Source organism: Kitasatospora sp. SolWspMP-SS2h, from assembly GCF_003259315.1.
In the GTDB taxonomy this organism is placed as follows: domain Bacteria; phylum Actinomycetota; class Actinomycetes; order Streptomycetales; family Streptomycetaceae; genus Kitasatospora; species Kitasatospora fiedleri.
Genome location: NZ_QLLT01000007.1, coordinates 261,215 through 286,871, shown reverse-complemented (window position 1 = coordinate 286,871; position 25,657 = coordinate 261,215). Strand labels below are relative to the sequence as shown.

The 25,657-nt window shown below is 73.7% G+C and carries 16 protein-coding genes and 1 pseudogene; 8 read left to right on the top strand and 9 right to left on the bottom strand.

The genetic code is table 11. The annotated features are described in order from the left end of the window. Nucleotides 1-207: 207 nt before the first annotated feature. From K353_RS11350 to trpS, 3 genes are all read right to left on the bottom strand, one after another. A complete protein-coding gene (locus K353_RS11350) occupies nt 208-933 on the bottom strand; it encodes a nucleoside/nucleotide kinase family protein (protein ID WP_111553443.1) in 726 nt (241 codons plus the stop codon). 10 nt (nt 934-943) lie between these two features. Beyond that, complete coding sequence (locus K353_RS11345) at nt 944-1,873, bottom strand: LD-carboxypeptidase (RefSeq protein WP_111553442.1); 930 nt, start codon at nt 1,871-1,873, stop codon at nt 944-946. Nucleotides 1,874-2,044: 171 nt separating this feature from the next. Next, nucleotides 2,045-3,091, bottom strand: coding sequence for a tryptophan--tRNA ligase (trpS, locus tag K353_RS11340; protein WP_111553441.1), 1,047 nt, complete (start codon nt 3,089-3,091; stop codon nt 2,045-2,047). 638 nt (nt 3,092-3,729) lie between these two features. Here trpS and K353_RS33750 point away from each other — a divergent pair. Further along, a complete protein-coding gene (locus K353_RS33750; protein WP_146616445.1) occupies nt 3,730-4,155 on the top strand; it encodes a hypothetical protein in 426 nt (141 codons plus the stop codon). Between the two features lie 52 nt (nt 4,156-4,207). On the opposite strand, the gene K353_RS11330 is transcribed toward K353_RS33750, so the two are convergent. Continuing rightward, a complete protein-coding gene (locus tag K353_RS11330) occupies nt 4,208-4,747 on the bottom strand; it encodes an NUDIX hydrolase (protein WP_111553439.1) in 540 nt (179 codons plus the stop codon). Between the two features lie 116 nt (nt 4,748-4,863). On the opposite strand from K353_RS11330, the gene K353_RS11325 reads away from it, so the two are divergent. Next, nucleotides 4,864-5,760, top strand: a complete 897-nt coding sequence (locus K353_RS11325) for an ATP-grasp domain-containing protein (protein ID WP_111553438.1) — start codon at nt 4,864-4,866, stop codon at nt 5,758-5,760. Between the two features lie 259 nt (nt 5,761-6,019). On the opposite strand, the gene K353_RS11320 is transcribed toward K353_RS11325, so the two are convergent. Together K353_RS11320 and K353_RS11315 are read right to left on the bottom strand one after the other, a co-directional pair. After that, entirely contained in the window at nt 6,020-9,778 is a 3,759-nt protein-coding gene (locus tag K353_RS11320) for an ABC transporter ATP-binding protein (RefSeq protein ID WP_111553437.1), read from the bottom strand. 225 nt (nt 9,779-10,003) lie between these two features. Further along, on the bottom strand, nt 10,004-10,693 hold the full coding sequence (locus tag K353_RS11315; protein WP_111553465.1) for a TetR/AcrR family transcriptional regulator: 690 nt from the start codon (nt 10,691-10,693) through the stop codon (nt 10,004-10,006). 130 nt (nt 10,694-10,823) lie between these two features. Here K353_RS11315 and K353_RS11310 point away from each other — a divergent pair, with 130 nt between their 5' ends. The 4 genes from K353_RS11310 (at nt 10,824) to K353_RS11295 (ending at nt 17,196) form a co-directional block, all read left to right on the top strand. Next, a complete protein-coding gene (locus K353_RS11310; protein ID WP_233533507.1) occupies nt 10,824-12,530 on the top strand; it encodes a carboxyl transferase domain-containing protein in 1,707 nt (568 codons plus the stop codon). Nucleotides 12,531-12,726: 196 nt separating this feature from the next. Beyond that, nucleotides 12,727-14,907 carry a biotin carboxylase N-terminal domain-containing protein gene (locus K353_RS11305; protein ID WP_111553436.1) on the top strand — a complete coding sequence of 727 codons (2,181 nt, stop codon included), beginning with the start codon at nt 12,727-12,729 and terminating at the stop codon, nt 14,905-14,907. Then, nucleotides 14,904-15,938 carry a hydroxymethylglutaryl-CoA lyase gene (locus tag K353_RS11300; protein WP_233533506.1) on the top strand — a complete coding sequence of 345 codons (1,035 nt, stop codon included), beginning with the start codon at nt 14,904-14,906 and terminating at the stop codon, nt 15,936-15,938. The genes K353_RS11305 and K353_RS11300 overlap by 4 nt, the downstream gene beginning before the upstream one ends. A gap of 67 nt (nt 15,939-16,005) precedes the next feature. After that, nucleotides 16,006-17,196, top strand: coding sequence for an acyl-CoA dehydrogenase family protein (locus tag K353_RS11295; RefSeq protein WP_111553435.1), 1,191 nt, complete (start codon nt 16,006-16,008; stop codon nt 17,194-17,196). A gap of 10 nt (nt 17,197-17,206) precedes the next feature. Here the strand turns inward: K353_RS11295 and K353_RS11290 are convergent, their stop codons facing one another. From K353_RS11290 to K353_RS11280, 3 genes are all read right to left on the bottom strand, one after another. After that, a complete protein-coding gene (locus tag K353_RS11290) occupies nt 17,207-18,001 on the bottom strand; it encodes a DUF4239 domain-containing protein (protein ID WP_111553434.1) in 795 nt (264 codons plus the stop codon). 166 nt (nt 18,002-18,167) lie between these two features. Then, nucleotides 18,168-20,045 (bottom strand): hypothetical protein, encoded by a 1,878-nt coding sequence (locus tag K353_RS11285; RefSeq protein WP_146616444.1) that lies wholly within the window; start codon nt 20,043-20,045, stop codon nt 18,168-18,170. Between the two features lie 174 nt (nt 20,046-20,219). After that, a complete protein-coding gene (locus K353_RS11280; RefSeq protein ID WP_111553432.1) occupies nt 20,220-20,729 on the bottom strand; it encodes a universal stress protein in 510 nt (169 codons plus the stop codon). A gap of 1,119 nt (nt 20,730-21,848) precedes the next feature. Here K353_RS11280 and K353_RS11275 point away from each other — a divergent pair. Together K353_RS11275 and K353_RS35495 are read left to right on the top strand one after the other, a co-directional pair. Then, nucleotides 21,849-22,880, top strand: coding sequence for an HAD family hydrolase (locus K353_RS11275; RefSeq protein ID WP_233533505.1), 1,032 nt, complete (start codon nt 21,849-21,851; stop codon nt 22,878-22,880). A gap of 1,200 nt (nt 22,881-24,080) precedes the next feature. After that, nucleotides 24,081-25,098: pseudogene (locus K353_RS35495) on the top strand (helix-turn-helix domain-containing protein); the annotation flags it as partial. Nucleotides 25,099-25,657 lie beyond the last annotated feature (559 nt).

The following is a 25,657-nucleotide window of genomic DNA, read 5'->3' as shown; positions in this document are numbered from 1 at the left end:
TCCGACGTTTCAAACTCTAGCCGATCCCCGCTCCGAAAAGCGAATCGGCCGCAATCTCCGGAAAAGCGCACGACGAATACGAACGGGGACGCGAAAGACACGCGACCCGCCACGGATCAGCCGAACCAGTTTCTCAAGGGATTGGCCGCCCCGGGACCGTCCACGCAGACACGTGTCCGGTGCTCCCTGCCGAGCGACTAGTCGACACTACGCCGACTGATGGACAGATGCAAACTCGCCCGGACGGACCACCCAGTCGCAGGCCGCCCGGGTGGTCGCCACGTACGCGGCGTTGGGTCCGTCGTTGCCGTCGACGCGGCGGCGGGCGGCCGACCCGTCCTGGCCGCCGGCGGTGTGGCGGGCGAGCAGACGGGCGTCACGGGTCCTCTCGTCCGCGTCGACGTACCAGAGTTCGCGCAGCAGGGCCCGGGCGTCCGTCCACGGGGTGGCGGGGGCCGCGAGGTAGTTGCCCTCGGTGACGACGAGTCGGGTGTGCGGGCGGATGAGGTGGCGGGCGGCGACCGGTTCGTCGAGGGTGCGGTCGAAGTCGGGGGCGTAGACCTCGTGGAAGCGGTCGGTGGCGACGCGTTGGAGGAGGGCGAGGTAGCCGCGGGCGTCGAAGGTCTCGGGGGCGCCCTTGCGGGGGCGCAGGTCGAGGCGGTCGAGCTGGGCGTTGGAGAGGTGGAAGCCGTCCAGGGGGAGGTAGGCGGCGGTGTCGGGGCCCTCGCGGTGGTTGACCTCGTCGATCAGGAGGCGGGCGAGGGTCGACTTGCCGGCGGCGGGCGGTCCGGCCAGGCCGAGGAGGGTACGTCCGGTGCCGCTGCCGGGGCCGTGCAGCAAACCGAGGGCGCGGGCCACCGCCTGCTCCGCGGTGGCGGGCTGCCCGGTGGGGGCGGGGTCGGGGGCGGTGCTGGGGGTGCCTTCGACGTGCATGGATCGCACCCTACGCGCCGGTGGGAGTGTCGAGGACGGGTGCGTCGAGGGTGAGTGTGGCGGCGTCGGCGTCCAGGGTGGCGGGGACGCCGAGCGGGACGGTGATCGAGGACGGGCAGTGGCCGAAGCCGAGTTCCCACAGGACGGGGACGCCGAGGTCGCCGAAGTGGTCGAGCATCACGGCGCGCACCCCGTCGAGCGGGCCGCAGCCCTCCCAGGAGCCGAGGACCACGCCGGCCAGACCCTCCAGGGCTCCGCTGCGGCGGAGTTGGGTGAGGATGCGGTCGAGCTGGTAGGGCTGCTCGTTAATGTCCTCCAGGATGAGCAGGCCGCCGGCGAAGGACGGGCGGGCACCGGGGGTGCCGCGGTCGGCGGAGAGCAGGGAGGCGCAGCCGCCCATCAGGACGCCGTGCGCGCGTCCGGGGACGAGGGCGGTGGCGGCGGGGCCGGTGAGGACGGTGGTGGTGGCGGGTTCGAAGAGGGTGCGGCGCAGGTGTTCGGCGGTGGCGGGATCGGTGCTGAACACGGTGGTGCCGGGCATCGGGCCGTAGAGGGTGGGGATGCCGAGGCGCTGGGCGACGGCTTCGTGCAGGACGGTGATGTCGCTGAAGCCGACCAGGGGTTTCGGCGGTACCGCCCGCATCGCGTCCCAGTCGAGGAGGTCGACCATCCGGTGCGCCCCGAAGCCGCCGCGGACGCAGAGGACGGCGGCGATGTCGGGGTCGAGCCAGGCGGACTGCAGGTCGGCGGCGCGGTGGGCGTCGGTTCCGGCCAGGTGCGGCAGCGTGGGGTGGGTGTCGTGCAGGTGCGGGAGGACGACTGGGTCCAGGCCCCAGGAGCGGACGATGTCGGTGCCGAGGTCGAGTCGGGCAGGGTCGATCGCGCCGCTGGGGGCGGCGAGGGCGACCCGGTCGCCGGGGCGGAGCGGGCGCAGGGACATCCGGTACTCCTTCGGGGAGCGCGAACGGGGACGTGGCGGGGCGGGCGGCGAGTGGGTCGGGAGGCGGCCGGCCGTTGTTCCGCCTGCTGACGGTATCCCCCGTCCGGTGACGACCCATCCCGGCGGTGCCACTGCTCGCCCTGCCGGGACGGGGGTGCGGGCGGTCGGGGGTCAGCAGGTGCCCATCGCGGTGCGCACCTCGTCGAGGGTGCGGGCGGCGACGGCGTTGGCGCGGGCGTTCCCGGCGTGCAGGACCTCGCGCAGGACGGTGCGGTCGGCGGCGAGTTCGGCGCGGCGGGCCCGCAGGGGGCGGAAGTACTCGTTGACCGCCTCGGTGGCGGTGCGCTTGAGGAGGGCAGCTCCGCCGCTGCCGATCTCCTCGGCGACGGCGTGCGGGTCCCGGTCCTGGCAGAGGGCCGTGAGCAGCAGGAGGTTGGAGACGCCGGGGCGGTTCTCCGGGTCGTAGGCGATGTGGCGGTCGGGGTCGGTGACGGCGCCGCGGAGCAGCCGGGCGGTCTCGTCCTCGTCGGCGCCGAGGGCGATGGCGTTGCCCCGGCTCTTGCTCATCTTGCCGGCGTCGGTGCCGAGCAGCAGGGGCGCGCGGGAGAGCAGGGCCTGCGGTTGGGGGAAGAGGGGGGCGTAGCGGTCGTTGAAGCGGCGGGCGATGGTGCGGGTGACCTCCAGGTGCGGCAGTTGGTCCTGGCCGACCGGGACGAGGTCGGCCTTGCAGAACAGGATGTCGGCGGCCTGGTGGACGGGGTAGGTGAACATCAGCCCGCTGACGGCGGACTGCCGGGAGTGGGCGATCTCGTCCTTGACGGTGGGGTTGCGGGAGAGTTCGGCGACGCTGACCAGGCTGAGGAAGGGCAGCATCAGCTGGTTGAGCGCGGGAACGGAGCTGTGGGTGAAGATCGTGGCGCGTTCCGGGTCGACGCCGGCGGCCAGGTAGTCGAGGACCAGATTCTCCGCGTGTTCGGCGGGGCGGTCGGCGCGGTCCCGGTCGGTGATCACCTGGTAGTCGGGAATGACGATCATCAACTCGAGCCCCTCCGCCTGGAGTTCGACCCGGTTGCGGAGCGTCCCGAAGTAGTGGCCGAGGTGCAGCGGTCCGGTGGGGCGGTCGCCGGTCAGGATGCGGTGGTGCCCTGCGGCGGTGGGCGCGACCAGCGGGTTCGCGGTGGTGGCGGTGGCAGAGGGGACGTCGGTGGCGACGGTCATGGCGGGAGGTGCTCCTCGGTTGCGGTCGGTGGCCGCCCGCCGGGGTGGGCCCTGGTCCGTCCGAGGTGCTCGTGCCGGGGCCGCCCTTGCGGACGGCCCTGGAGTCATGCGTGGGGGACGGCCGTCCTAGGACGGCCACCAGCGCAGGCATGACGTGAGAGACATGCCTCCCACCATAACGCTGCGTCCCGGGCCCGCAACGGGTTTGGCGCCTCGGTGCGGAACCATCGGGTGTGTGCGTACGTCCCTTGGCCCGATGCGCGCCGGTGGTGCAGGATCGGGCGAGCTCAGAATCCGGAGGGGCAGCAGCCATGACCTCGCGCGAACAGAACGCGTCGGACCGGCCGTACGCGGACGCCAACCGGCCTGCGGTGCCGGGCGGTTCGGTGCCGGGCGACCCGGTGGCGGACGGTCGTGGGGCGGCGGGTGCGGCGGACCGGGCCGAGCGGGAGCGCGTCGCGTCGGACCGGGGCGGGGACGTGCTCGGGGGGGCGGGTGGCGGGGGGCGGGTGCTGGGTGCGGGTGCTCCCGGGGTGGTCGGGTGGTCGCCGGGGGCCTGGGGTGTCGGTGGGCCGGTGGGGCGGGCGCGTCCGCAGCGGCGGCCCGCGCCTTCGCGGCGGCTGAGCCAGGTGCGGGCGGTGCCGACGGCGCCGGACGGGTTTCCCGATCCGGCGGAGGACGTCGCCGTCGGGGCCGCCGGTGCGTCGGTGGATCCGGTCGGGGTGCCGATGGGGGTGCTGATCGGTGGGTCGCCGGGGCCGGTCGAGGGGGCCGGGCCGGGCGGGCGGGGGCCGGACCGCCGGGTGGCGGCGCGGTTGCTGCGGTTCGGGTCCGGCACCTGTCAGGTGGTGCTGCCGGAGTGGCGGCCGGCCATCGCGGTGTCGGTGCCCACCGAGCAGTTGCAGCGTTCGACCGGGCTGGGCCCGGAGGAACTCCGTTCCGCCCTGCTGTCGGTGGTGATCAATCCGGAGGCGGTGCACGACCGGGAGCTCGGGCTGCGTGACTGGCAGGCCGAGCTCCCGGCGGCCCGTGGACGCCGGAGGGGTCGGCGACCGATCCGCTGAACCGGTTCGGTCGCGGCTCGGACCGCGCGGCCGTCCGGGAGTCGGGTGGCTGTCAGCCGTCTCCCTCCGGGGCGGGGTGGGGCACGTAGCCGAGGTGGACGGGTTCGATCGGGTCGGGTGCCGCGGCGCGGACCGCGGTGAGCAGGCTGGACAGGTTCGGCGGCCAGAGCGGGTCGGCGTCCGGCGCGGCGAGTTCGGCCGGCGTCCACCAGTGCCAGCCGAGGATGCCGTCGACCCGGTGGACCGCCGCCACGTCTCCCGGCTCGCGCCGCGGGCCGTGGGTCAGGAAGATGTGCTCGTGCTGGCGGACCGGGGTGCCGTGCCAGGTGAAGTCGTGCTCCCAGGTGCAGATGAGCGCGCCGGGCCGGAGGTCGGTCCAGCCGGTCTCCTCGTGCAGCTCCCGGAGGGCGCCCTCGAACGGGGACTCGTCCGGCTCCAGGCCGCCGCCCGGGGCGTTCCAGTGCAGTCCGACCTCGGAGTTGTCGGACCGGAACAGCAGCACTTCGCCGTCCGGCGAGAGCACCACCGTCCGCGCCGCCTGCCGGGGCACCCGCTGACCGCCGGGTTTCCGGCGCCCTGTGATCCATCGCATGCGAGCACCCTTACAGAGGGCGGAACGGGGTGTCGATCGGGTTTCCGGGCGGAAATGCGGGAGGGGCCAAGGGATTTCCGGGCTCTCCACCGATCGGTGGACCTAATCTGAGCCGCATGGTAGAGCCCGCCGTCATCCTTCCGTCAGACCCGCTCCTCCCCCGCCGGGTGGACCCGCATTTCGCCTGGGAGGCCGGGGCGGTCCGGGCGGCGGGCGGCAGCCCTCTCCTGCTCGACCACGACGCGCTGCTCGCCGGGGACGTCGGGGCCGCCGTCCGCCGCGTCCCGGCCGGTCCGGGACCGCTCTGGTACCGGGGCTGGATGATCCCCACCGCCCGGTACGCCGAACTCGCTGAGGCCCTGGCCGCCCTCGGCCGACCGCTGCTGACCGGCCCGGACGCGTACGCGACCGCCCATGAACTGCCCGGCTGGTACGGGACGTTCGAGTCGCTGACCCCGGCCAGCAGCTGGCTGCCCGGCCCGGCCTGGGACCGGACCGCGCTGGCCGCGGCCGCCGCCGCCCTGGGCGGGCGGGGGCCCGCGGTGGTCAAGGACTACGTGAAGTCCCGCAAGCACGAGTGGGCTGAAGCCTGCTACGTGCCCGAGCTGGCCGACCTCGACGCGCTGGAGCGGGTGGCGTCGCGCTTCGCCGAGTTGCAGGGCGAGTTCCTGGCGGGCGGGTTGGTGGTGCGCCGCTTCGAGCGGTTCGTCCGGACCGCGGACGGGCGGGCGGAGGAGGCCCGGGTCTGGTGGCTGGACGGCGAACCGGTGCTCGTCGGACCGCATCCCGACAGCCCGGCGAACCGGGTGGAGCCCGACCTGTCCGCCGTCCGTCCGCTGGTCCGCCGACTGGGGTGCCGGTTCGTCACCACCGACCTGGCCCGCCGCGCCGACGCGGGGCCTGCGGACGGGGCCGGTCGGTGGCGGGTGGTGGAGGTCGGGGACGGCCAGGTCAGCGAACTGCCCTCCGGGGTGGACGTCGAGGCGCTGTTCCGGGCGCTGCTGAAGGCGTAGCCCGGGCCGGGACCCGGCGGATCCGGCGGGCCGGTCCGCACCGGGCGGTGGCCGGGTCGCGACCGCCGAGCGGCCCGGTCGTGCCCCGCCCGGGACGGCTCCGGGTCCGGACGGCCGTGTCTCCCGGCCCCCTCCGATCACCTGCGATCACAGCCGAGGTCGACGGCCGTTCCGCGCCCGCCGGTTCGAGGGCGGGCGCGGGTGCCGTCGGCCTCGGCGGTTCGGCTCCGCGACCGCATGGCACCGTGGCCCTGTGGGCTCAGCCGAGGGCCGGGGCGGGGGCCGGTGCCGGGTGCCCCTCCGCGATGAAGGCGTTCCACAGCTTGGCGTAGGTGCCGTCGCGGTCGAGCAGTTCGGTGTGGGTGCCGTCCTCCACCACGCGGCCGTGGTCGAGGACGACGACCCGGTCGGCGCGTTCGGCGGTGGTGAGCCGGTGGGCGATGACCAGGGTGGTGCGTCCGCCGCTGAGCCGGTCGGCGGCGTGGTTGACGGCTGCTTCGCTGGCGAGGTCGAGTGCGGCGGTGGCCTCGTCGAGGAGCAGAATGTCGGGGTCGACCAGTTCGGCCCGGGCGAGGGCGATGAGCTGGCGCTGGCCCGCGGAGAGGTTGCGGCCGCGGGGGGCGACCTGGTGGTGGTAGCCGCCGGCCAGCCGGGTGATCATGTCGTGCGCGCCGACCGCCTTGGCGGCCGCTTCGACCTCGGCGTCGCTCGCGTCGGGGCGGCCGTAGGCGATGGCGTCGCGGACCGTCCCGGCGAAGAGGTAGGCCTCCTGCGGGACGACGCCGAGCCGGTGCCGGTACTCGTCCAGGTCGTAGCTGGTGAGGTCGGTGCCGTCCACCCGCAGGGTGCCGCCGGTGGCGTCGTAGAACCGGGCGACCAGTTTGACCAGGGTGGACTTGCCCGCGCCGGTCTCGCCGACCAGGGCGACGGTCTGGCCGGACGGGATGTGCAGGTCGATGCCGGAGAGCACCTCGGGGTTGCCCTCGCCGCCGCCGTTGTAGGCGAAGCTGACGTTCCGGAAGTCGATGTCGCCGCGCAGCGCGCCGACCGGGACGGGGTGCTCGGCCCGGGGGGTGCTGGTGGGGGTGCGCATCAGGTCGCGGATCCGGCCGAGGCCGACGGCGGCCTGCTGGTAGCCGTCGAAGATCTGCGAGAGCTGGTTGACGGGCGCGAAGAACAGGTCGATGTAGAGCAGGTAGGCGACCAGGGCGCCGATGGTGAGGGTGCCGTCGTCGACCCGGGAGGCTCCGGCGATCAGCACCAGTGCGGAGGCGACGCTGGAGAGGAACTGCACGAACGGGAAGTACAGCGAGATGTAGAACTGGGCCTTGGCCCGGGCCTGCCGGTAGGCGAGGCCCCGCTCGACGAACCGCTCGGTGTTGGCGTCCTGGCGGCGGAACGCCTGGACGATCCGCATGCCGGCGACGTTCTCCTGGAGGTCCGCGTTGACGGTGCTGATCAAGTCCCGGGAGACCTGGTACTGCTGGGCGGACTTCTTGCGGAACACCAGCGTGGCGATGACCAGCGGCGGGAGCACCGCGAAGACCACCAGGGCGAGGCCTGGGTCGATCACGATCAGGGCGGCGAAGATGCCGAAGAAGGTGAGGACGCTGACCACGGCGGTGACCACGCCGGTCTGCAGGAAGGAGGAGATGGAGTCGACGTCGGTGGTCATCCGCGTCATGATCCGGCCGGTCAGTTCCCGCTCGTAGTAGTCGAGGCCGAGCCGGTTGAGGTGCGCGAAGATCTTCAGCCGCAGGGTGTAGAGGACGCGTTCGCCGGTGCGGCCGGAGATCCGGCTCTCGGTGGCCTGCACCAGCCAGTCGAGCAGGACGACGGAGAGGGCCAGCAGGGAGGCGGCCGCGACGCCGCCGAGCGCGGCCTTGCTGACGCCGTCGTCGATGCCGTGCCGGATCAGGACCGGCAGGGTGAGCCCGGCGGCGGTGTCCAGCGCGACCAGGAACAGGGCGAGCAGCAGGGGGCGGCGGAAGGGGGCGAGCAGCCGGGCGAGGCCGAACCGGGGGTCGGCGGCCTCGGCCTGTTCGACCGGGATGTCGGGCGTGTCGGTCGCGGGCGGCAGGGCGGCGACCTTGTCGAGCAGTTCGGCGTCCGCGCCGGACTTCTCGGCCGCGGCGGCGGGTGCGGCAGGGGCGGTGCGTGCTGCGGGCGCGGCGGTTTCGGCCCCGGTGGCCCGCTCGGGCTCGGCTCCGTTGGTGGGGGCGGGGGCGGCCAGCGCGTCCGGGTCGGTGATCAGCGACCGGTAGCGCGGACATCGGGCGGTGAGCTCCTCGTGCGTACCGAGGTCGATCAGCCGGCCGGCGTCCAGGACCGCGATCCGGTCGGCGAGCTGGAGGGTGGAGCGGCGGTGGGCGATCAGCAGGGTGGTGCGGCCGGCCATCACGCTGTGCAGCGCGTCGTGGATCTCCGCTTCGATCTGCGGGTCGACCGCGGAGGTGGCGTCGTCGAGCAGCAGCAGGCGCGGGTCGGTGAGGACGGCGCGGGCGAGCGCGATGCGCTGGCGCTGGCCGCCGGAGAGGGTGAGGCCCTGCTCGCCGACCTTGGTGTCGTAGCCGTCGGGGAGCTCCCTGATGAAGGCGTCGGCCTGGGCGATCCGGGCGGCGGCCTCGATCTGCTCCTCGGTGGCCTCGGGGTGCCCGTAGGAGATGTTGGTCCGGACGCTCTCGGAGAACAGGAAGCTCTCCTCGGGCACGATGCCGATGGTGGCGCGCACCGAGTCGAGGGTGAGCTCCCGGACGTCCTGCCCGAACAGCCGGACCGTGCCGGACGTGGGGTCGTAGAAGCGGGGCACCAGCTGGGCCACGGTGGACTTGCCGGATCCGGACGCGCCGACCAGGGCCAGCGTCTCCCCCTGGGCGAGCCGCAGGCTGAGGCCCTCCAGCACCGGGGTGCCGTCGGGGACGCTGCCCGGCTCGGGGTGCTCCTCGGCGCGGTAGTGGAAGTCGACCCGGTCGAGCTCCAGCGCGGGGGTGCCGGGCGGCGCGGCGGACGGGTCGAGCGGGTGGGCGCCGACGGCGTCGGCGACCAGCGGGCGCTGGTCGATCAGCTGCAGGACGCGCTCCACTCCGGCGCGGGCCTGCTGGCCGACGGTGATCACCATGGCGAGCATCCGGACCGGGCCGGTCATCTGCGCCAGGTAGGTGGAGAAGGCGACGAAGGTGCCGAGCGTGACGCTGCCCCGGACCGCCAGCCAGCCGCCGACGGCGAGCACCGCGACCTGCCCGAGCGCGGGGACGGCCTGCATGGCCGGGGTGTAACGGGCGTTCAGCCTGATCGACCGGAGCCGGGCCGCGAACAGCTCGCGCGAGGCGCGCTCCAGCTTGCCGCGCTCCTGGGCCTCCTGGCCGAAGCCCTTGACCACCCGGACGCCGCCGATCGCGGCGTCCACCACGCCCGCGACCTCGGCGGCCTGCTGCTGGGCGGCCCAGGTGGCGGGGAACAGGCGCTTGCGGCTGAACGTGGCCATCCACCACAGGACCGGGCCCATCACCAGGGCGATCAGGGTGAGCGGCGGGGAGAGCCAGAGCATGACCACCAGCGACATGCCGAACATCAGGGCGTAGCCCGTCATCATCGGCATCATCGACAGCAGGCCGTTGACCAGTTGCAGGTCGGAGGTGGCCCGGCCGACCACCTGGCCGGTGTCCAGCCGGTCCTGCCGGTGGCCGTCGAGTCGGGTCAGCGAGCGGAACAGGTCGGCGCGCAGGTCGTGCTGGACGTCCAGCGCGAGCTGCCCGCCGTAGTAGCGCCGGATCTGGGTGCAGAGGAACACCACCGCCGCCGCGACCAGCAGCAGCACCGCCCACGGGGTGAGCGGACGGCTGTGCGTGGTGATCACGTCATCGATGATCAGCTTGGTGATGAGCGGGACGATCGCCGTGATCGCCATGCCCACCAGGGAAGCCCCGAAGGACAGCAGCAGGTTGCGACGGTAGCGCCAGCAGTAGCCACCGAGCCGGCGGAGCCAAGTTCGCTCTGGGAAACCATGAGTCTCGGGCATATTTAGTGATGCTAACCATTCGGCCGGTCGAGCGTCCATCGGGTTCGAGGGGCGCATGGGAGGCTGAACGACCTGGGGCCGAGCTTCCTTCCCGTCTACAGGTTGCCCGCGGTACGTGGTGGTGCGCCTCAGGCGATCGGCTAGACCTGGGTCAGCCGATCGTCCTAGGCGAGGGGTGGAGACAGCTCCACCCCCCGTCGACCGCGGGGCACCGGTACCGGCAGGTCAGGCGGTCGGCCGGTCCTGTCCGACCTCGGTGGCGGCCGCCACGAACGCCCCCTGGGCGAGCGCGCGCAGCAGGGCCGCCATGCTGTCGCGGGCCAGCCCGGACCGCTCGGGGCCCGGCTCGGCCTGGGACCTCTGGGCCCCCTGGGTGCTCTGGGGCGGCTGCGGCGCGGCGCTGTGCGGGGTGGAGTTGAGCAGGCCGAACACCGCGTGCACGGCGGCGCGGGCGAGCGGCTCCGCCTCGGGCGCGGCCAGCGGCGGGAACGCCTCGCGCACCACCGTGACCCAGAGTTCGACGTAGCCGCGCTGGAGCCGGCGCACCCGGCGGCGGTCGTCCTCCTTGAGGTGGAGCAGCTCGCGGTCGTGGAGGATGATCAAGTCCCGGTCGTCCAGGGCGAAGTCGATGTGCCCGTCGATCAGGGAGTCCAGCGCGGCGCGCGGCCCGGCGGCCTCGCCCTCGCGCCGCCGCCCCTCGTCCAGCAGGCGCTCGCTGATGCCGACCAGGAGGTCGGCGAGCATGGCGTCCTTGCCCGCGAAGTGCCGGTACAGCCCGGGGCCGCTGATGCCGACCGCCTTGCCGATCTCGTCGACGCCGACCCCGAGGAAACCGCGGGCGGCGAACAGCCTGGCGGCCTCTTTCCGGATCTGGTCACGGCGTGGGAGCGCGGGGGCGGCGGGGCGGTTGGGCATGCTGCCCATCGTAGACAGTCGGGTTATCCATGGTTAACCTGGCCGCAGAGTTAACGCTCATTAACACGGGCTGGCCGGCTCGCCCTTCGGCCTGCCCGGATCCGATCCGAGGGGCAAGGGAGCTCTTGGGATGGTCCTCTCTTCGGCACAGAGCCTTCCGTGGTCGGCCGCCCCCGCGCGGGGCACGGCGCCGGCCGTCCCGCCGTTCGCCGCCGCCGACGCACCGGCCCCCCGGCTGGAGGGCGCGGTCGACCCGTCCGCCCCGGCCGGGCTGGCCAACGCGCAGGCGCACCGGGAGCTGGTCGCCGAGCTGCGCGGCAAGCTCGCGGCGGCGGCGCTCGGCGGTGGCGAGAAGGCACGCGCCAAGCACGTCGCCCGCGGCAAACTCCTGCCCCGGGAACGGGTGGACACCCTGCTCGACCCCGGCTCGCCGTTCCTCGAACTGGCCCCGCTCGCCGCCGACGGGCTGTACGACGGGGCCGCCCCGGCAGCGGGGGTGATCGCCGGGATCGGCCGGGTCGCCGGACGCGAGGTCCTGGTGGTGGCGAACGACGCCACGGTCAAGGGCGGCACGTACTACCCGATGACGGTCAAGAAGCACCTGCGCGCGCAGGAGGTGGCGCTGGAGAACCGGCTGCCCTGCGTCTACCTGGTGGACTCCGGCGGGGCGTTCCTGCCGATGCAGGACGAGGTGTTCCCGGACCGCGACCACTTCGGGCGGATCTTCTACCACCAGGCACGGCTGTCCGCCGCCGGGATCCCGCAGATCGCGGCGGTGCTGGGCTCCTGCACCGCGGGCGGTGCGTACGTGCCCGCGATGAGCGACGAGGCGGTGATCGTCCGCAACCAGGGCACCATCTTCCTGGGCGGTCCCCCGCTGGTGAAGGCCGCCACCGGCGAGGTGGTGACCGCCGAGGAACTGGGCGGCGGCGACCTCCACTCCCGCACCTCGGGAGTGACCGACCACCTGGCGGAGGACGACGCGCACGCGCTCTCCATCGTCCGCACCATCGTGGCCGGGCTCGGCCCGCGCGCCGCCAAGCCGTGGCCGCTCGCCCCGGTCGAGCCGCCCGCGGTCGACCCGGCCGGGTTGTACGGCGTGGTGCCGGTGGACCCGCGCACCCCCTACGACGTGCGCGAGGTGATCGCCCGGCTGGTGGACGGCAGCCGGTTCGCCGAGTTCAAGGCCGAGTACGGCACCACCCTGGTGACCGGGTTCGCCCGGATCCACGGCCACCCGGTCGGCATCGTCGCCAACAACGGCGTCCTGTTCGCCGAGTCCGCGCTCAAGGGCGCGCACTTCATCGAGCTGTGCGACCAGCGCGGCATCCCCCTCCTCTTCCTGCAGAACATCACCGGATTCATGGTGGGCCGCCAGTACGAGGCCGGCGGCATCGCCAAGCACGGCGCCAAGATGGTCACCGCGGTGGCCTGCACCCGGGTGCCCAAGCTGACGGTGGTGATCGGCGGCTCGTACGGGGCGGGCAACTACTCGATGTGCGGCCGGGCCTACTCACCCCGCTTCCTGTGGATGTGGCCGAACGCGAAGATCTCCGTGATGGGCGGCGAGCAGGCGGCGTCGGTGCTGGCCACCGTCCGCCGCGACCAGGTGGAGGCCCGCGGCGAGGACTGGTCCGCCGAGGACGAGGACGAGTTCAAGCGCCCCGTCCGCGAGCAGTACGAGCGTCAGGGCAACGCGTACTACGCCACCGCCCGGCTCTGGGACGACGGTGTGATCGACCCGCTGCAGACCCGTACCGTGCTCGGCCTGGCGCTCACCGCCTGCGCCAACGCCCCGCTCGCCGGACCGCGCCCGTTCGGGGTCTTCCGCATGTGACGCCCGTCGCCCGACCGCCGCGCCACCCGGACCGGTCGGCCGGCCCGAGCAGATCCGGCCCAGGGCAGAACCGGCCCGGCACAGAACAAGTCCGGGACAGAACCGGCCCGACGGCCCCCAACGGCCGCTGGGGCCAGCACTAGTGACACTTCGCCAACTCGCCCACCGTTCCCTTCCTGACGGAGGAACACCTCTCATGTTCGACACCGTGCTCGTCGCCAACCGCGGCGAGATCGCGCTGCGGGTGATCCGCACCCTGCGGAGGCTGGGCGTGCGGTCGGTCGCCGTGCACAGCGACGCGGACGCCGACGCCCCGCACGTCCGGGCCGCCGACCTCGCGGTCCGGCTCGGGCCCGCCGACCGCAGCGACAGCTCGGCCGCCGAGACGTACCTGCGCGCCGACCTGATCCTGGACGCCGCCCGCCGGACCGGCGCGCAGGCCGTCCACCCCGGCTACGGGTTCCTCGCCGAGAACTCCGCGTTCGCCGAAGCCTGCACCCGGGCCGGGCTGGTCTTCATCGGCCCGCCGCCGGCCGCGGTGGAACTGATGGGCGACAAGATCAACGCCAAGGAGGCCGTCCGGACCGCCGGGGTGCCCGTAGTGCCCGGCAGCGAGGACGGCTCGCCCAGCGACGAGCAGCTGATCGAGGCGGCGACCCGGATCGGCTACCCGGTGCTGCTCAAGCCCTCGGCCGGCGGCGGCGGCAAGGGCATGCGGCTGGTCCGCGACCCGGCCGAGCTGCCCGCCGAGCTCGCCGCGGCCCGCCGGGTGGCCCGTACCGCGTTCGGTGACGACACCCTGTTGTTGGAGCGCTGGGTCGACCAGCCCCGGCACATCGAGGTCCAGGTCCTGGCCGACACCCACGGCCGGACCGTCCACCTCGGCGAGCGCGAGTGCAGTCTGCAGCGCCGCCATCAGAAGCTCATCGAAGAGGCCCCTTCCGTCCTGTTGAACCCTCGGACCCGCGCCGCGATGGGCGCGGCCGCGGTGCGCGCCGCCGAAGCCTGCGGCTACACCGGCGCCGGTACGGTCGAGTTCATCGTCCCCGGCGGCGATCCCGCGGGACCGGGCGCGGACGACGTCCTCGACTTCTTCTTCATGGAGATGAACACCCGCCTCCAGGTGGAACACCCCGTCACCGAACTGGCCGTCGCCGTGGCCGGGCCCGACGGCCCGCAACGGCTCGACCTGGTCGAGTGGCAGCTGCGCGTCGCCGCGGGCGAGGCGCTGCCGTTCGCTCAGTCGGACATCTCCTTCCTGGGCCACGCGATCGAGGCCCGGATCTGCGCCGAGGACCCGGAACGGGACTTCCTGCCCACCGGCGGCGAGGTACTGCTGCTGGACGAGCCCTCCGGGGAGGGCGTCCGGGTGGACTCCGGAATCGCACCCGGTGACCGGATCGGCAGCCTGTACGACCCGATGCTCGCCAAGGTGATCGCGTACGGGCCCGACCGCCCGACCGCGATCCGTCGGCTGCGGGCCGCACTCGCCGAGACCCGCATCCTGGGCGTCACCACCAACACCGGCTACCTGCGCCGGCTGCTGGCGCAGCCCGAAGTGGCGGCAGGGCGGCTCGACACCGGACTGGTGGAACGCAGTGCCCAGCAGGACGCCTCGCTGCTGAGCTCCCCGTACACCCGTCCCGAGTCGATCGACCTGCTCCACTTCGCCGCCGCACTGCTGCGGCAGCTCGAACTCGGCCGCGCCGGTGCCTCCGACGGCTGGACCAACCCCTTCTCCCTCCCTTCCGGCTGGCGGCTCGGTGGCGAGGCCGCGTGGACCACGCACCGGCTCCGGCTCCCCGGCCGCGAACCGGTCACCGTGAGCTGCCGAATGATTACCAGCGGCGAAATCGAGAGCGCCATCGGTTTTTCCGCGACGTCCTCCCCCGAGTGGGAGGTGCGGCTGGGCGACGCACCGGCCCGGCGGGCCCGCGCGAGTCTCGACGGAGACCTGCTGCGCCTTGCGGTGGACGGGTTGCAGGCCACGTTCACGGTCGCCTCGGAGCGCACCCCGGAGGGTGCCGTCCACTGGCTGGGCGTCGACGGCGACGCCTGGCCCGTTCACCCGTTCGACGTAACCGCCGAGCGTGCCGCGGCCGGTGCCGCCCACCACGGCACCCTCACCGCGCCGATGCCCGGCACCGTCACGGTGGTCAAGGTCGAGCCCGGCGAGCGGGTGAACCGGGGGCAGGCCCTGCTGGTCCTGGAGGCGATGAAGATGGAGCACGTCATCTCCGCGCCGCACGACGGCACCGTCGAGGACCTGCGGGTCACCGCCGGCGCGACGGTGGCCATGGACGCGCCCCTGGTGACGGTCACGGCGGCCGAGGAGCCGTCCGTCCCCGCCGAGCCCCTCCCGGAGGCGGCCCGATGACCGCCACGCCGTCCGGGCCGACCGCCCCCGCGTCCACACCCACGACCACGCCCTCCGCCGCAGCCGAACCGACCGTGCTGGAGCTCGGCCTCCCGCAGCCGGTGCGCGATCCCGGGCTGCCCGCCCGGGTCCGCATCCACGAGGTCGGCGCGCGCGACGGGCTGCAGAACGAGGCGGCCCGCGTCCCCGTCGAGGTGAAGGCCGAGTTCATCGCCCGGCTCGCCGCCGCCGGGCTGCGCACCGTCGAGGCGACCAGCTTCGTCCACCCCAAGTGGGTGCCGCAGCTGGCGGACGCCGAGGAGCTGATGCCCCGGCTGGCCGACCTGCCCGCGCGGTACCCGGGCCTGCGGCTGCCCGTGCTGGTGCCCAACGAGCGCGGGCTGGACCGGGCGATGGCGCACCACGCCGCCGAGGTCGCGGTGTTCGCCAGCGCCACCGAGACCTTCGCCCGGCGCAACCTCAACCGCTCGGCGGACGAGGCGATGGCGATGTTCCGTCCGGTGGTCGGGCGCGCGGCGGACGCCGGGATCCCGGTGCGCGGCTACCTGTCGATGTGCTTCGGCGACCCCTGGGAGGGCCCGGTGCCCATCGAACAGGTGGTCCGCCACGGCCTGGCGCTGCTGGAGATGGGCTGCGCCGAGCTGAGCCTCGGCGACACCATCGGCGTCGCCACCCCCGGCCACGTCAACGCGCTGCTCGACGCGTTCACCCGTTCCGGCGCCCCGGTCGAACGGCTGGCCGTGCACTTCCACGACACCTACGGGCAGGCGCTCGCCAACACGCTGGCGGCGCTGCGCTCCGGCGTGGCCGTGGTGGACGCGTCGGCCGGCGGCCTCGGCGGCTGCCCGTACGCCAAGAGCGCGACCGGCAACCTCGCCACCGAGGACCTCGTCTGGATGCTGCACGGCCTGGGCATCGAGACCGGCGTGGACCTCGCGGCACTCGCCGCGACCAGCGGCTGGATGGCCCGTCACCTCGGCCGCCCCAGCCCGTCGAGGACGGTCCGCGCCCTACTCGGGCCGACGTCCTGATCCTCGACACCCTCCGACTCCCCACCCTCACTAGGCCCACCAGGCCGCGATCCCGGGAGGATCAGCCGTGCTCGACCACCGCCTGAGCAGTGAGTACGAGGAACTCCGCCGCACCGTCGAGGAGTTCGCCAACGATGTGATTGCGCCGAAGATCGGCGAATACTACGAGCAGAATGAATTCCCGTACGAAATCGTCCGGGAAATGGGGCGGATGGGCCTGTTCGGACTGCCGTTCCCCGAGGAGTACGGCGGCATGGGCGGCGACTACTTCGCGCTCTGCCTGGTCCTGGAGGAGCTGGCCCGGGTCGACTCCTCGGTGGCGATCACCCTGGAGGCCGCGGTCTCGCTCGGCGCGATGCCGATCCACCTCTTCGGCACCGAGGAGCAGAAGCGCGAGTGGCTGCCGAAGCTGACCTCAGGCGAGATGCTCGGCGCCTTCGGCCTGACCGAGCCCGAGGGCGGTACGGACGCCGGGGCGACCCGGACCACGGCGCGCTACGACGAGGCCACCGACGAGTGGGTGATCAACGGCAGCAAGTGCTTCATCACCAACTCCGGCACCGACGTCACCGGGCTCGTCACCGTCACCGCACTGACCGAACCGATCACACATTCGAGTGAAGGATCGGCAAATCACTCGCCCACCAGGGAAATCTCCTCCATCATCGTTCCCACTGGGACTCCCGGGTTCCAGGTGTCGAAGAAATATTCGAAGGTCGGGTGGAACGCCTCGGACACCCGCGAACTGTCCTTCACCGACTGTCGCGTACCCGCCGCCAACCTGCTCGGACGCCGGGGCCGCGGTTACGCCCAGTTCCTGCGCATCCTCGACGAAGGCCGCATCGCCATCGCGGCCCTGGCCACCGGCCTGGCCCAGGGGTGCGTCGACCAGTCCCTCTCGTACGCCGCCGCCCGCCGCGCCTTCGGCCGGCCGATCGGCGCCAACCAGGTCATCCAGTTCAAGCTCGCCGACATGGAGATGCGCGCGCACACCTCCCGCCTGGCCTGGCGGGACGCCGCCTCCCGGCTGCTGCACTCCGATCCCTTCAAGAAGGAGGCAGCGATCGCCAAGCTGTACGCGTCCGAGGCTGCGGTCGACAACGCCCGCGAGGCGACCCAGATCCACGGCGGCTACGGCTTCATGAACGAGTACCCGGTCGCCCGCATGTGGCGCGACTGCAAGATCCTGGAGATCGGCGAGGGAACTTCGGAGGTCCAGCGGATGCTCATCGCCCGTGAACTCGGCATGACGTCCTGAACCGCACCGGTCAGGATGGGAACGGGGGCAGGGCCGAGGCCCCGGCGTTGCGGTCGATCTGGTCGTAGCGCTCCAACGCCAGTCGGAACGCCGTCGGCTGAACGCGTGCCGCGCCGGAGAACGGCCCGCTCATCACCGCCACCATGCTCACCCCGAACGCCACGGAGGCGCCCACGAAACACATCAGCACCAGGTTCCGCGGGTTGGAGGTCAGCCCGATCACCGAGGGGGTGGCCAGCACGAACACCGCCCCCACCAGCAGACCGCCGATCGCCAGCGCGGGCACGGACGCACGGAGATCACCCAGCCGCGCGTTCCGCTTGGCGTTGACGTCGGACAGGCTCCGCAGCACGTCGGTCCGGGCACTCGCCTCGGCCTGGCTGTGCACGGCGGCCCGGTCGACGGCGGCCCGCACCTGGTCGACTGCCCGCCAGGCGGCCTGACTCCCGGTGCCGTGCCGCATGGTGGCCCACTCGTCGTCGATCACCACCCTGGTGTAGGTCCGCAGCCTGTCCCGCACGGCGGGGCGGTCGGCCTCGGGCAGGCCGCCGGCGGTCCAGTAAGCCTCCGTGAGGGCCCGCGACTCCTCATAGGTGTGCTGGCGCGCCGAGTTCAGCTGCTGCCAGGTGCCCGTGATGCTGAACCCCAGGAAGAGCGCGAAGAAGCCGAGGATCGCCGCCCCGGCAAAGGACATCGCCTGCGGTGTCGTCGCCCCTTCCCGCGCCCGCTTGGTCCGCCCCAGCAACAGGCCGATCACCAGCGCCAGCGCCGCGCCCGACACCGCGGCGAGGGCGACGGTCAGCATCGCGGCCCGACCGTGCCGGCGGCTGCGCCTGCCCTGCCGCCGGCCTCAGGAGCGCGCTCCGAACCGTTCCTTGACTCGACAAGAATGCCAACAGGACCGCTGGGGCGGCGCCGTGTGCTCCGCCACGGTGCCGCCACCGCCGCCCGCGCCGTCGCTGTCCCCGTGGTCACGGCCGTCCCCGCCGACCGCGGTTCGGTGTGGTGAAGGCCGCCGCCAGCACGCACAGCACCGGCAGGAGGACCGCCAGCAGGAGCATCATCACCTCGGCGCCGTCCCAGGTGTCGTCCTCGCCTCCCCGGGGCCAGTCCTCCTCCGCGAACTGGCTCTGTGCCTGCACGCCCGGGGACCGGCCGGTGGCGGGCGTCGACGGCTGTCGGCCCGCCGCGGTGCCGGAGGCCCGGTCGGGCTCCCGGCTCGGGCCGGAGACGGGGGTGGAGGCGAGGGCGGAGGAAGATGCGAGGGCGGAGGCGATCCGGCTGTCCGTCGTGCTCGCCGCCGGGTTTCCGGAGAAGGGGTTCGCCGCACCGGACCGTCCCGGCGCGGCGAAGGGTAAGGCGGGCGAGGCGAAGGCGGTCCCGCCTGGCAGCAGCACCGGCGCCTGACCGGGGAGGAACGGTACGAGCAACTGCCCTGCCAGGACCGGGGCTCCCGCCGCGGGCTGCGCCTGCCCTGCGACGCCGGGCTGCTTCCCGACCGCAGCAGCCTCCGGTCGGGTGCCGGGCGGGACGGAGACCGGGAACAGCCCGGGCGGGACGGTGTCGTTCGAGAGCGCCGGAGCCGTGCCCGTAGCAGCGGTGCCACCGGTGCCCGTCGCGCCGGGAGCGGCAGGCCCGGCACCGGCAGCCACACCGCCGGCCTGCCCCTGGCCCTGGCCCTGGCCTTGGCCCGCGCCTGCTCCCGGTCCGGTGACGGGACCCGAGCCAGGGACGGTGCCCGGCCCGGCCCCCGAGCCGGAACCGACCCCCTGGCCGACGGGGGCGGGCTCGGTCGGCTCCGGGTTGGACGGGGTCGGTCGCAGCCCGTCGTAGGCCCCGTCCGCCTCGGCGGAGACCTGGCGGGGTGCTTGGCGGTTGCCGTCCGGGCCGACGGTCGCATCGTCCGCCAGGCCGACCGCCCGGGCCGTACCGGTCTGGCGTCCCGGGCGGGCGGTCCCCGTTGCCCGGCAGTCGACGGCCTGCCCGGGGGGAAGGGTGTGCCCACCGTCCGGGCCCGCACAGTCCACCGTGCCCAGGCCGGGTAGTCCCTCGGTGACCGAGGCGGCGGTGATCGGGACGTCACCGAACGCCTCCAGGCGGTACTGGAGTTCAACGGTGCCGCCGACACCGGCAACCGCCCTGGTCGCAGGTCGGGTGGCCGCACCGGTCGTGGGACCGGAGGCGGTTCCGGTCGCGGATTCGGCCGTGGATCCCAGGACGGATGCGCGAGTGGATTCGAGGATGGATCCGCGGAGATCGCTCGGGGGCGTCCGAGGTGCAAACCGGCGGGACAGGCCCGTGCCGCCGGGCGTGCCCACCCGGGTGAGGCGGATGCCTGCGGCGATGCCCAGGTAGCCGGTGAGCGTTTCGGTGTGCGCCTGCGGCAGGTGGTCGGGCGCCTCGGCGACTGCCGCGACCTGCGCGGTCTGCGGGCCGGCCGCAACGGTGAAGGTGGCGGTGCAGTCGAGGGTGCCGCCGGGCGGGATGCTCCGGTCGGCGCCGCACGAGAGCCGCCCGCCGGGGAGTTGGGGGTCGCTCAGCACCACGCTGCCGAGCGGGTACTCGGCGTGGTTGCTCAGGTGGTACGTGCGGGTGGCGGGCTCCCCCGCCCGGAGCCGCACGCCGGGGTCGGTGCCGGCGTTGGTGCTGACGTTCAGCCTCAACTCGTTGTGCACCTCGCCACCGCGGGTGGTGCCCGCCCCCGACGTCCAGGTGCCAAGGACGGCGGGGGCCAGCAGCGCGATCCCGAGCACGGTGGGCACGGGGCGGTGTGGTGCGGCTGTGGCGAGGCGCCGTCGAGCAGCCAGTACGTCGATATGACGATTGGTCACTTCGGCATGATCGGCCAAGAGGGCGATCGTCCCTTGGCGCGGCGCACCGGTGTGGTGGGGAACGACTCGATCGGCCGATACCGCCAGGTCGCGCGGTAGCAGCCCTCGTCCTGGCGGTGGGACTGCCGGAGGGCGGGACGGGGCAGTGCGGGGGCGGGGCGGTGCGAGCCCGGTCGGGGCGGTGCGGGGCGGTCAGGGGATGACGATCACCGGACGGTTGGCGCGGCGGGCGAGTCGGCCGGAGACGGAACCGAAGAGCTTGCCGAGCAGGCCGTGGGTGCTGCCGACCACGATGGCGTCCGCGGCGTACTCGCGGCCGACCTCTTCGATCTCGTGGCAGATGTCCCCGCCGCGTTCGATCAGGATCCAGGGGACGCCGGAGAGGAAGTCGGCGCAGGCGAGTTCGAGGCCGAGGATCTCGGTGCGCTGGTCCGGGAGGTCCACGAAGACGGGCGGTTCACAGCCGGCCCAGACGGTGGTGGGGAGCCGGTTGGCGACGTGGACGATCACCAGGCCGCAACGGGAGCGTCGGGCCATGCCGACGGCGTAGGCCAGGGCGCGCTCGCTGGAGAGCGAGCCGTCGAAACCGACCACCACGCCGTGCTGGAACTGCGGGTCGCAGGCGCGCGAACCGTGTTCCTGGAGCCGGGGTTCGCCTTCGCCGTCGCGGCGACCGACGGTGGGACGGGATCGGTCGGTCATCGCGTCCTCCGCAGTACCGGGTCGTGGTCCGACGACGGCGTCCGCCGCAGGTCCGGGGGTGTCGTTTCCTGGGGTGTCACGTGCAGGGGTCCCACGCTCCGGGCCGCGCCGCGACCGACCGGGAGCAGGGTCCGGGTCGGGGGCGGACTCAGCGGCACGGTCCGGCCCAGGGGCAGGGCCGGGGCCAGGGTCGGCGTTGCGGCGGTGGGCGGCGCGGCCGAACAGTCCGGCCCAACCTGCCCGACTCGCCCGGCCGGAGCGGGCGGCGGGCACGGGGGGACGGACGGGCGGCGGAGGCGGGGCGAGCGCGTCCGCAGGGGCTGCGGGAGCGGCGTCGGGGAGGTGCGGGCTGTCCTCGTGGTCTGGGTCGGGACGGGGTGACTCGTGGCCGGAGGCGACGCCGAGGCCGAGACCGGGTCCAGTTGCAGGTTCGGGGGCAGAGACGGGGGCGGGGTCGGCAGGCCGGGCGTCGGGGTGACGTGGCTGATCGGCGAGCGGCGGAACGCCGGGATTCTCGACAGCTGACCTGCTGTCGTGCGGGCTGCCGTGGGCAGAAGCGGAAGGCTCTTCACCGGCCATGGCTCAAAACTCTTCAACTGAAACGGGCCTACGCAGGGGGACGCGGCGGGGGACCGCCAGGCCCCGGTGGCAGGAACGGCAGCGGTGGCGATGCGTCCGGGAACGACTGGCACCGTTGGCGACCTCTGCCTTTCAGAGTACGGCTCGGAACGGGCCCCGCCCAGCGACGGCACCCTCGTGCGATGAGGTTCCCGCTTGTGGGGGAAACACGCGCTCTGGCGTGCGCCCCCTCGCGGCGTGTTCCCAGGAGCTTGACCGACGGGACGCGATGCGCGCAACAGTGCGACGACACAACGTGACCCGACTGTCATCGCTCCTGCCGATGGGCGGCGCACGGTAGTTGCCCGTCGGTCGCACCCCGCCCGGTGTCCTCCGGTGCCCGGCTGTCCCGGTCGGGGCCGTCCGGCCGGGTGCCGGAGCGGGTGTGGCGATTCGGCCTGGTTCCGGCCCGCGCGAGGTTCCTTTTGGGATCATGATCCGGGTTGCCCGCGTACCGACCGGATTCGGCCAATTCGCGGAAATTCCAATGACCTTTGGCAATTGCCACGTGCATACATGCTGGCCGCTGGCAGCATGCTCGGCATGCCGCTGCTCCTGCTCGACCTCGACAACACCCTGCTGCCCAGGGACGCCGCGTTCAGAGCGTGGGCGGAGGGCTTCCTCGCCGAGAACGGACTGCCAGCCGGAGACCTCGACTGGCTGGTCATGCTCGACGGCAGCGGCTACGTACCGCGCAGCACCGTACTGGGTGCGGCGAAGCGCCGCTACGGCATCGACCGGTCGGTCGACTCGTTGCTCGCGCACTACCGGAAGGGCGTCAACTCCCACATCCAGTGCCCGGATTCACACGTCGCGGCGCTCCGGGAGGCGCGCGAGGCGGGGTGGACGCTGGGGATCGTCAGCAACGGCGGGACGCTGCCCCAGCTGGAGAAGATCCGGCTGACCGGGCTCGCCTCGCTGGTGGACGGGTGGGTGATCTCGGAGGAGGCCCGCTGCCTCAAGCCGGACCCGTTGATCTTCGAGGTTGCGGCGCGGCGGTGCGGCTTCCGGCCGGCCGGGGACTGGAAGGCGCAGACCTGGATGGTCGGCGACTACGGTCCGGCCGACATCGCGGGGGCGGAGGCGACGGGGCTGCGCAGCGCGTGGCTGCACCACGGTCGGCCGTGGGCGGAGCGGGCCTACCGTCCGACGGTCAGCGCGCCGAGCCTTCCGGAGGCGGTGCGGGTGATCCTCACCGCAGGTGAACACCCCCTCGTCGGGCGGGGGTTCGCCGCGGCCACGCCCGCCCGACCTCAGCGGTCGCGTGGCCAACTCGCCATCCCGGCATCCCGGTTGACGCCGCATGGTCCGAGTACCTCGAACATTCCGAGCGTCCCGAACGCTCCGGCCGCGTCGAAGTCGCCGCTCGTCCCGGTCACTCCACTCGCCCCGGCAGCCTCGGGCGCACCGCTCGCCCAGCCGGTCCTGCGGACGAAGGCCGTAGCGCTCATGCCGATCGAGTCCGCTCCGGCTCCGACCTCGGCCGCCGTCGCCCAGGTCCGTTGGAACGACACCGCGACCGCCGCGAGCTGACCTGACGTCGGACCCGGATGGGGCTGGGTGGAGTCGGTGCGCCGGTTCGACGGTCCGGGGGCTTCGGGGCGGGCCGGGGCGACGCCGGTGCCGGTCTGCGGGCGCGGGGGTCGGGTGAGCGGTGCGGAGGGGCGGCTCGGCGGCAGCGGAGGCTGGGCGGGGTGATGGCGGGGTGCCGCCGGGGCGTGGCTGCGTGGCGCGCGTGACCGCCTCGGGAGGGATTGGATTCGGACGAATGTGCGGCGTCCGGGTCGACGGGCCCGGGGTTTCGGGGCGGCGAGGAAGCGACGGGGCGGCCGGGGCGGGTGGGGGTCGTGGTGCCAGTGGGGCGCAAGCGGAACAGAGGGGTTCAAGTGACGGAGTGTGAGGTGAGAGGCGTTCGGGAGTGGCCGGTTCGGGTTGGGCCGGGGGGCTGACGGGGCGCGGAGATCATGGCTCAGGTGTGCGCTGTGGCGCGTGGAAGACGGTTTCACGCCCCCGATTTGAACCGTACGTTTTCGGCCAACTTGCCTCACTGCCCTGCTGTTCGGGCAAATCCGCAGCACACAGCGGGCGGTGGGTGCACCGTCGACGGGTGAATCGCCGACAGGTCGTGCGACAACCGGCCACGGTTGTTCGCGCCCCCTTCACAGCGGGGTCGACGGGTGCCACGCTTCGTGATCGAATGCTTCACGCCAAATTGCCATGTCGACATAGCGTCGGATGGTGAACTTGTCACAACGGCAACGGTCCACCAAGTAGATTCGATCTTGGCTCGCAGAGCGGCAGCCGAGACCACCACACCACCGAGGGGGCTGGAGCGCCTTGAGCAGGGTGAGCAGGAGCGACGCGGGTCCTGAAAGCGGCCGCCAGCCGTCGTCCCATCCCGGTGGCACGGCGAGACTCGGCAAGTTCGGTGGCGCGTCGACCGGTTCGCTGGGTGGCAACCCCGGCGGTGGCCACGGCTCCGGAACCGGTATCGGCACCGGCACCGGCACCGGTGGCCCGAACGGCGGCCAGCTCCAAGGCGGTCCGGGAGCGGTGACGGGCGCTCAGCACGCCGCGACCCAGTCCCCCGTGCAGGCGGCCTCCGGCCACGGCGGTCTCACCCCGGGCGGCCACGCCGCCCACAGCTCCCACAACTCCCATGGCGCTCACGGCGGTGCGGCCACCGCGACGGCGGGCGGCGCGGGCGGCGCGGGCGCGGGCGGTGCGCCGGACGTGCTCGCCGGTCCCGGTCTGCTCTCCTCCCCGCGCAAGCTGGCCGGACGGCGGCGGCGCGAGACGGTGGCGGTGCTGCTGTTCAGCGGGGCGCCGATCTTCGAGAGCTCGATCCCGCTGTCGGTCTTCGGCGTGGACCGGCAGGACGCCGGCGTCCCCCGCTACCGCCTGCTGGTGTGCGCCGGCGAGGAGGGCCCGCTGACCACCACCGGCGGCCTGACGCTGACCGCCCCGTACGGGCTGGAGGCACTGTCCCGGGCGGGCACCATCGTGGTTCCAGCTTGGCGGTCGATCTCGCAGCCGCCGCCGGTCGAGGCGATCGCCGCGCTGCGCAAGGCCCACCACGAGGGCGCCCGGATCATCGGCCTGTGCACCGGCGCCTTCGTGCTGGCCGCCGCCGGGCTGCTGGACGGCCGCCCGGCGACCACCCACTGGATGTACGCGCCGACGCTGGCGAAGCGCTACCCGCGGGTCCACGTCGACCCGCGCGAGCTGTTCGTGGACGACGGCGACGTCCTCACCTCCGCGGGCACCGCGGCCGGCATCGACCTCTGTCTGCACGTGGTCCGCAGCGACCACGGCGCCGAGGCCGCCAACGCGCTGGCCCGCCGGCTGGTGGTGCCGAACCGCCGCGGCGGCGGAGGTCAGGCCCAGTACATCGATCAGTCTTTACCTGAGGAGATCGGCAACGACCCGCTGGCCGAGGTGGTCACCTGGGCGTTGGAGAACCTCAACCAGCAGTTCGACGTCGAGGTGCTGGCGGCCCGCGCGTACATGTCGCGACGCACCTTCGACCGCCGCTTCCGCACCCTGACCGGCAGCGCGCCGCTGCAGTGGCTGATCACCCAGCGGGTGCTGCAGGCGCAGCGGCTGCTGGAGACCTCGGACCTGTCGGTGGACGACGTCGCCCGCCGCTGCGGCTTCCGCTCGCCGGTGGCGCTGCGCGGGCACTTCCGGCGGCAGCTCGGGGTCTCCCCGGCCGCGTACCGGACCACCTTCCGGGCCCGCCGCCCGGCCGCCAGCGGTCAGGTGGCCCCGGTGGTCCCGAACAACGCCCTGGCCGAGCGCGGCCCGGGCCAGAACGGGCACGCCCCGGCGTCCCACGGGCCCGCCGTCCACGGCGCTCCGGCGCACGGGCCGGTGACGCACGGTCAGCCGACTCCGGCCGGTGCCGGTTCGGCGGGCGGTCCGTTGGGCGGTCCGCTGGGCCGGCCGACCGGTCCGGGCGGGGGTGCGGCGGGGCAGCAGCGTCCGCGTCCGCTGGTGCCGCCGCAGGCCGGTCCGCCGCCGAGCGCCTTCGGTGCGCGCTCGGCGGAGCGTCCGGGCGACCCCCGGTACGCGGGCCGCGGCACCGGCCCGGCGGCGCACGGCGGCCAGTCCGGTCAGCCCGGTTACAGCAGCCAGCCCGGTCACAGCGGTCAGGCGGGCCACGGCGGCGGCCAGCCCGGCCAGGCCGGGGGCCCGTACCCCGGCGCCCAGCAGGGGTCGTCGCCCGCGCACGCGCACGCGCAGCCCTCTCCCGGGCAGCCGGTGCGGCCGAGCGCGGCGTACCCGGGTGGGCGCGGGTCGGGTCCGGC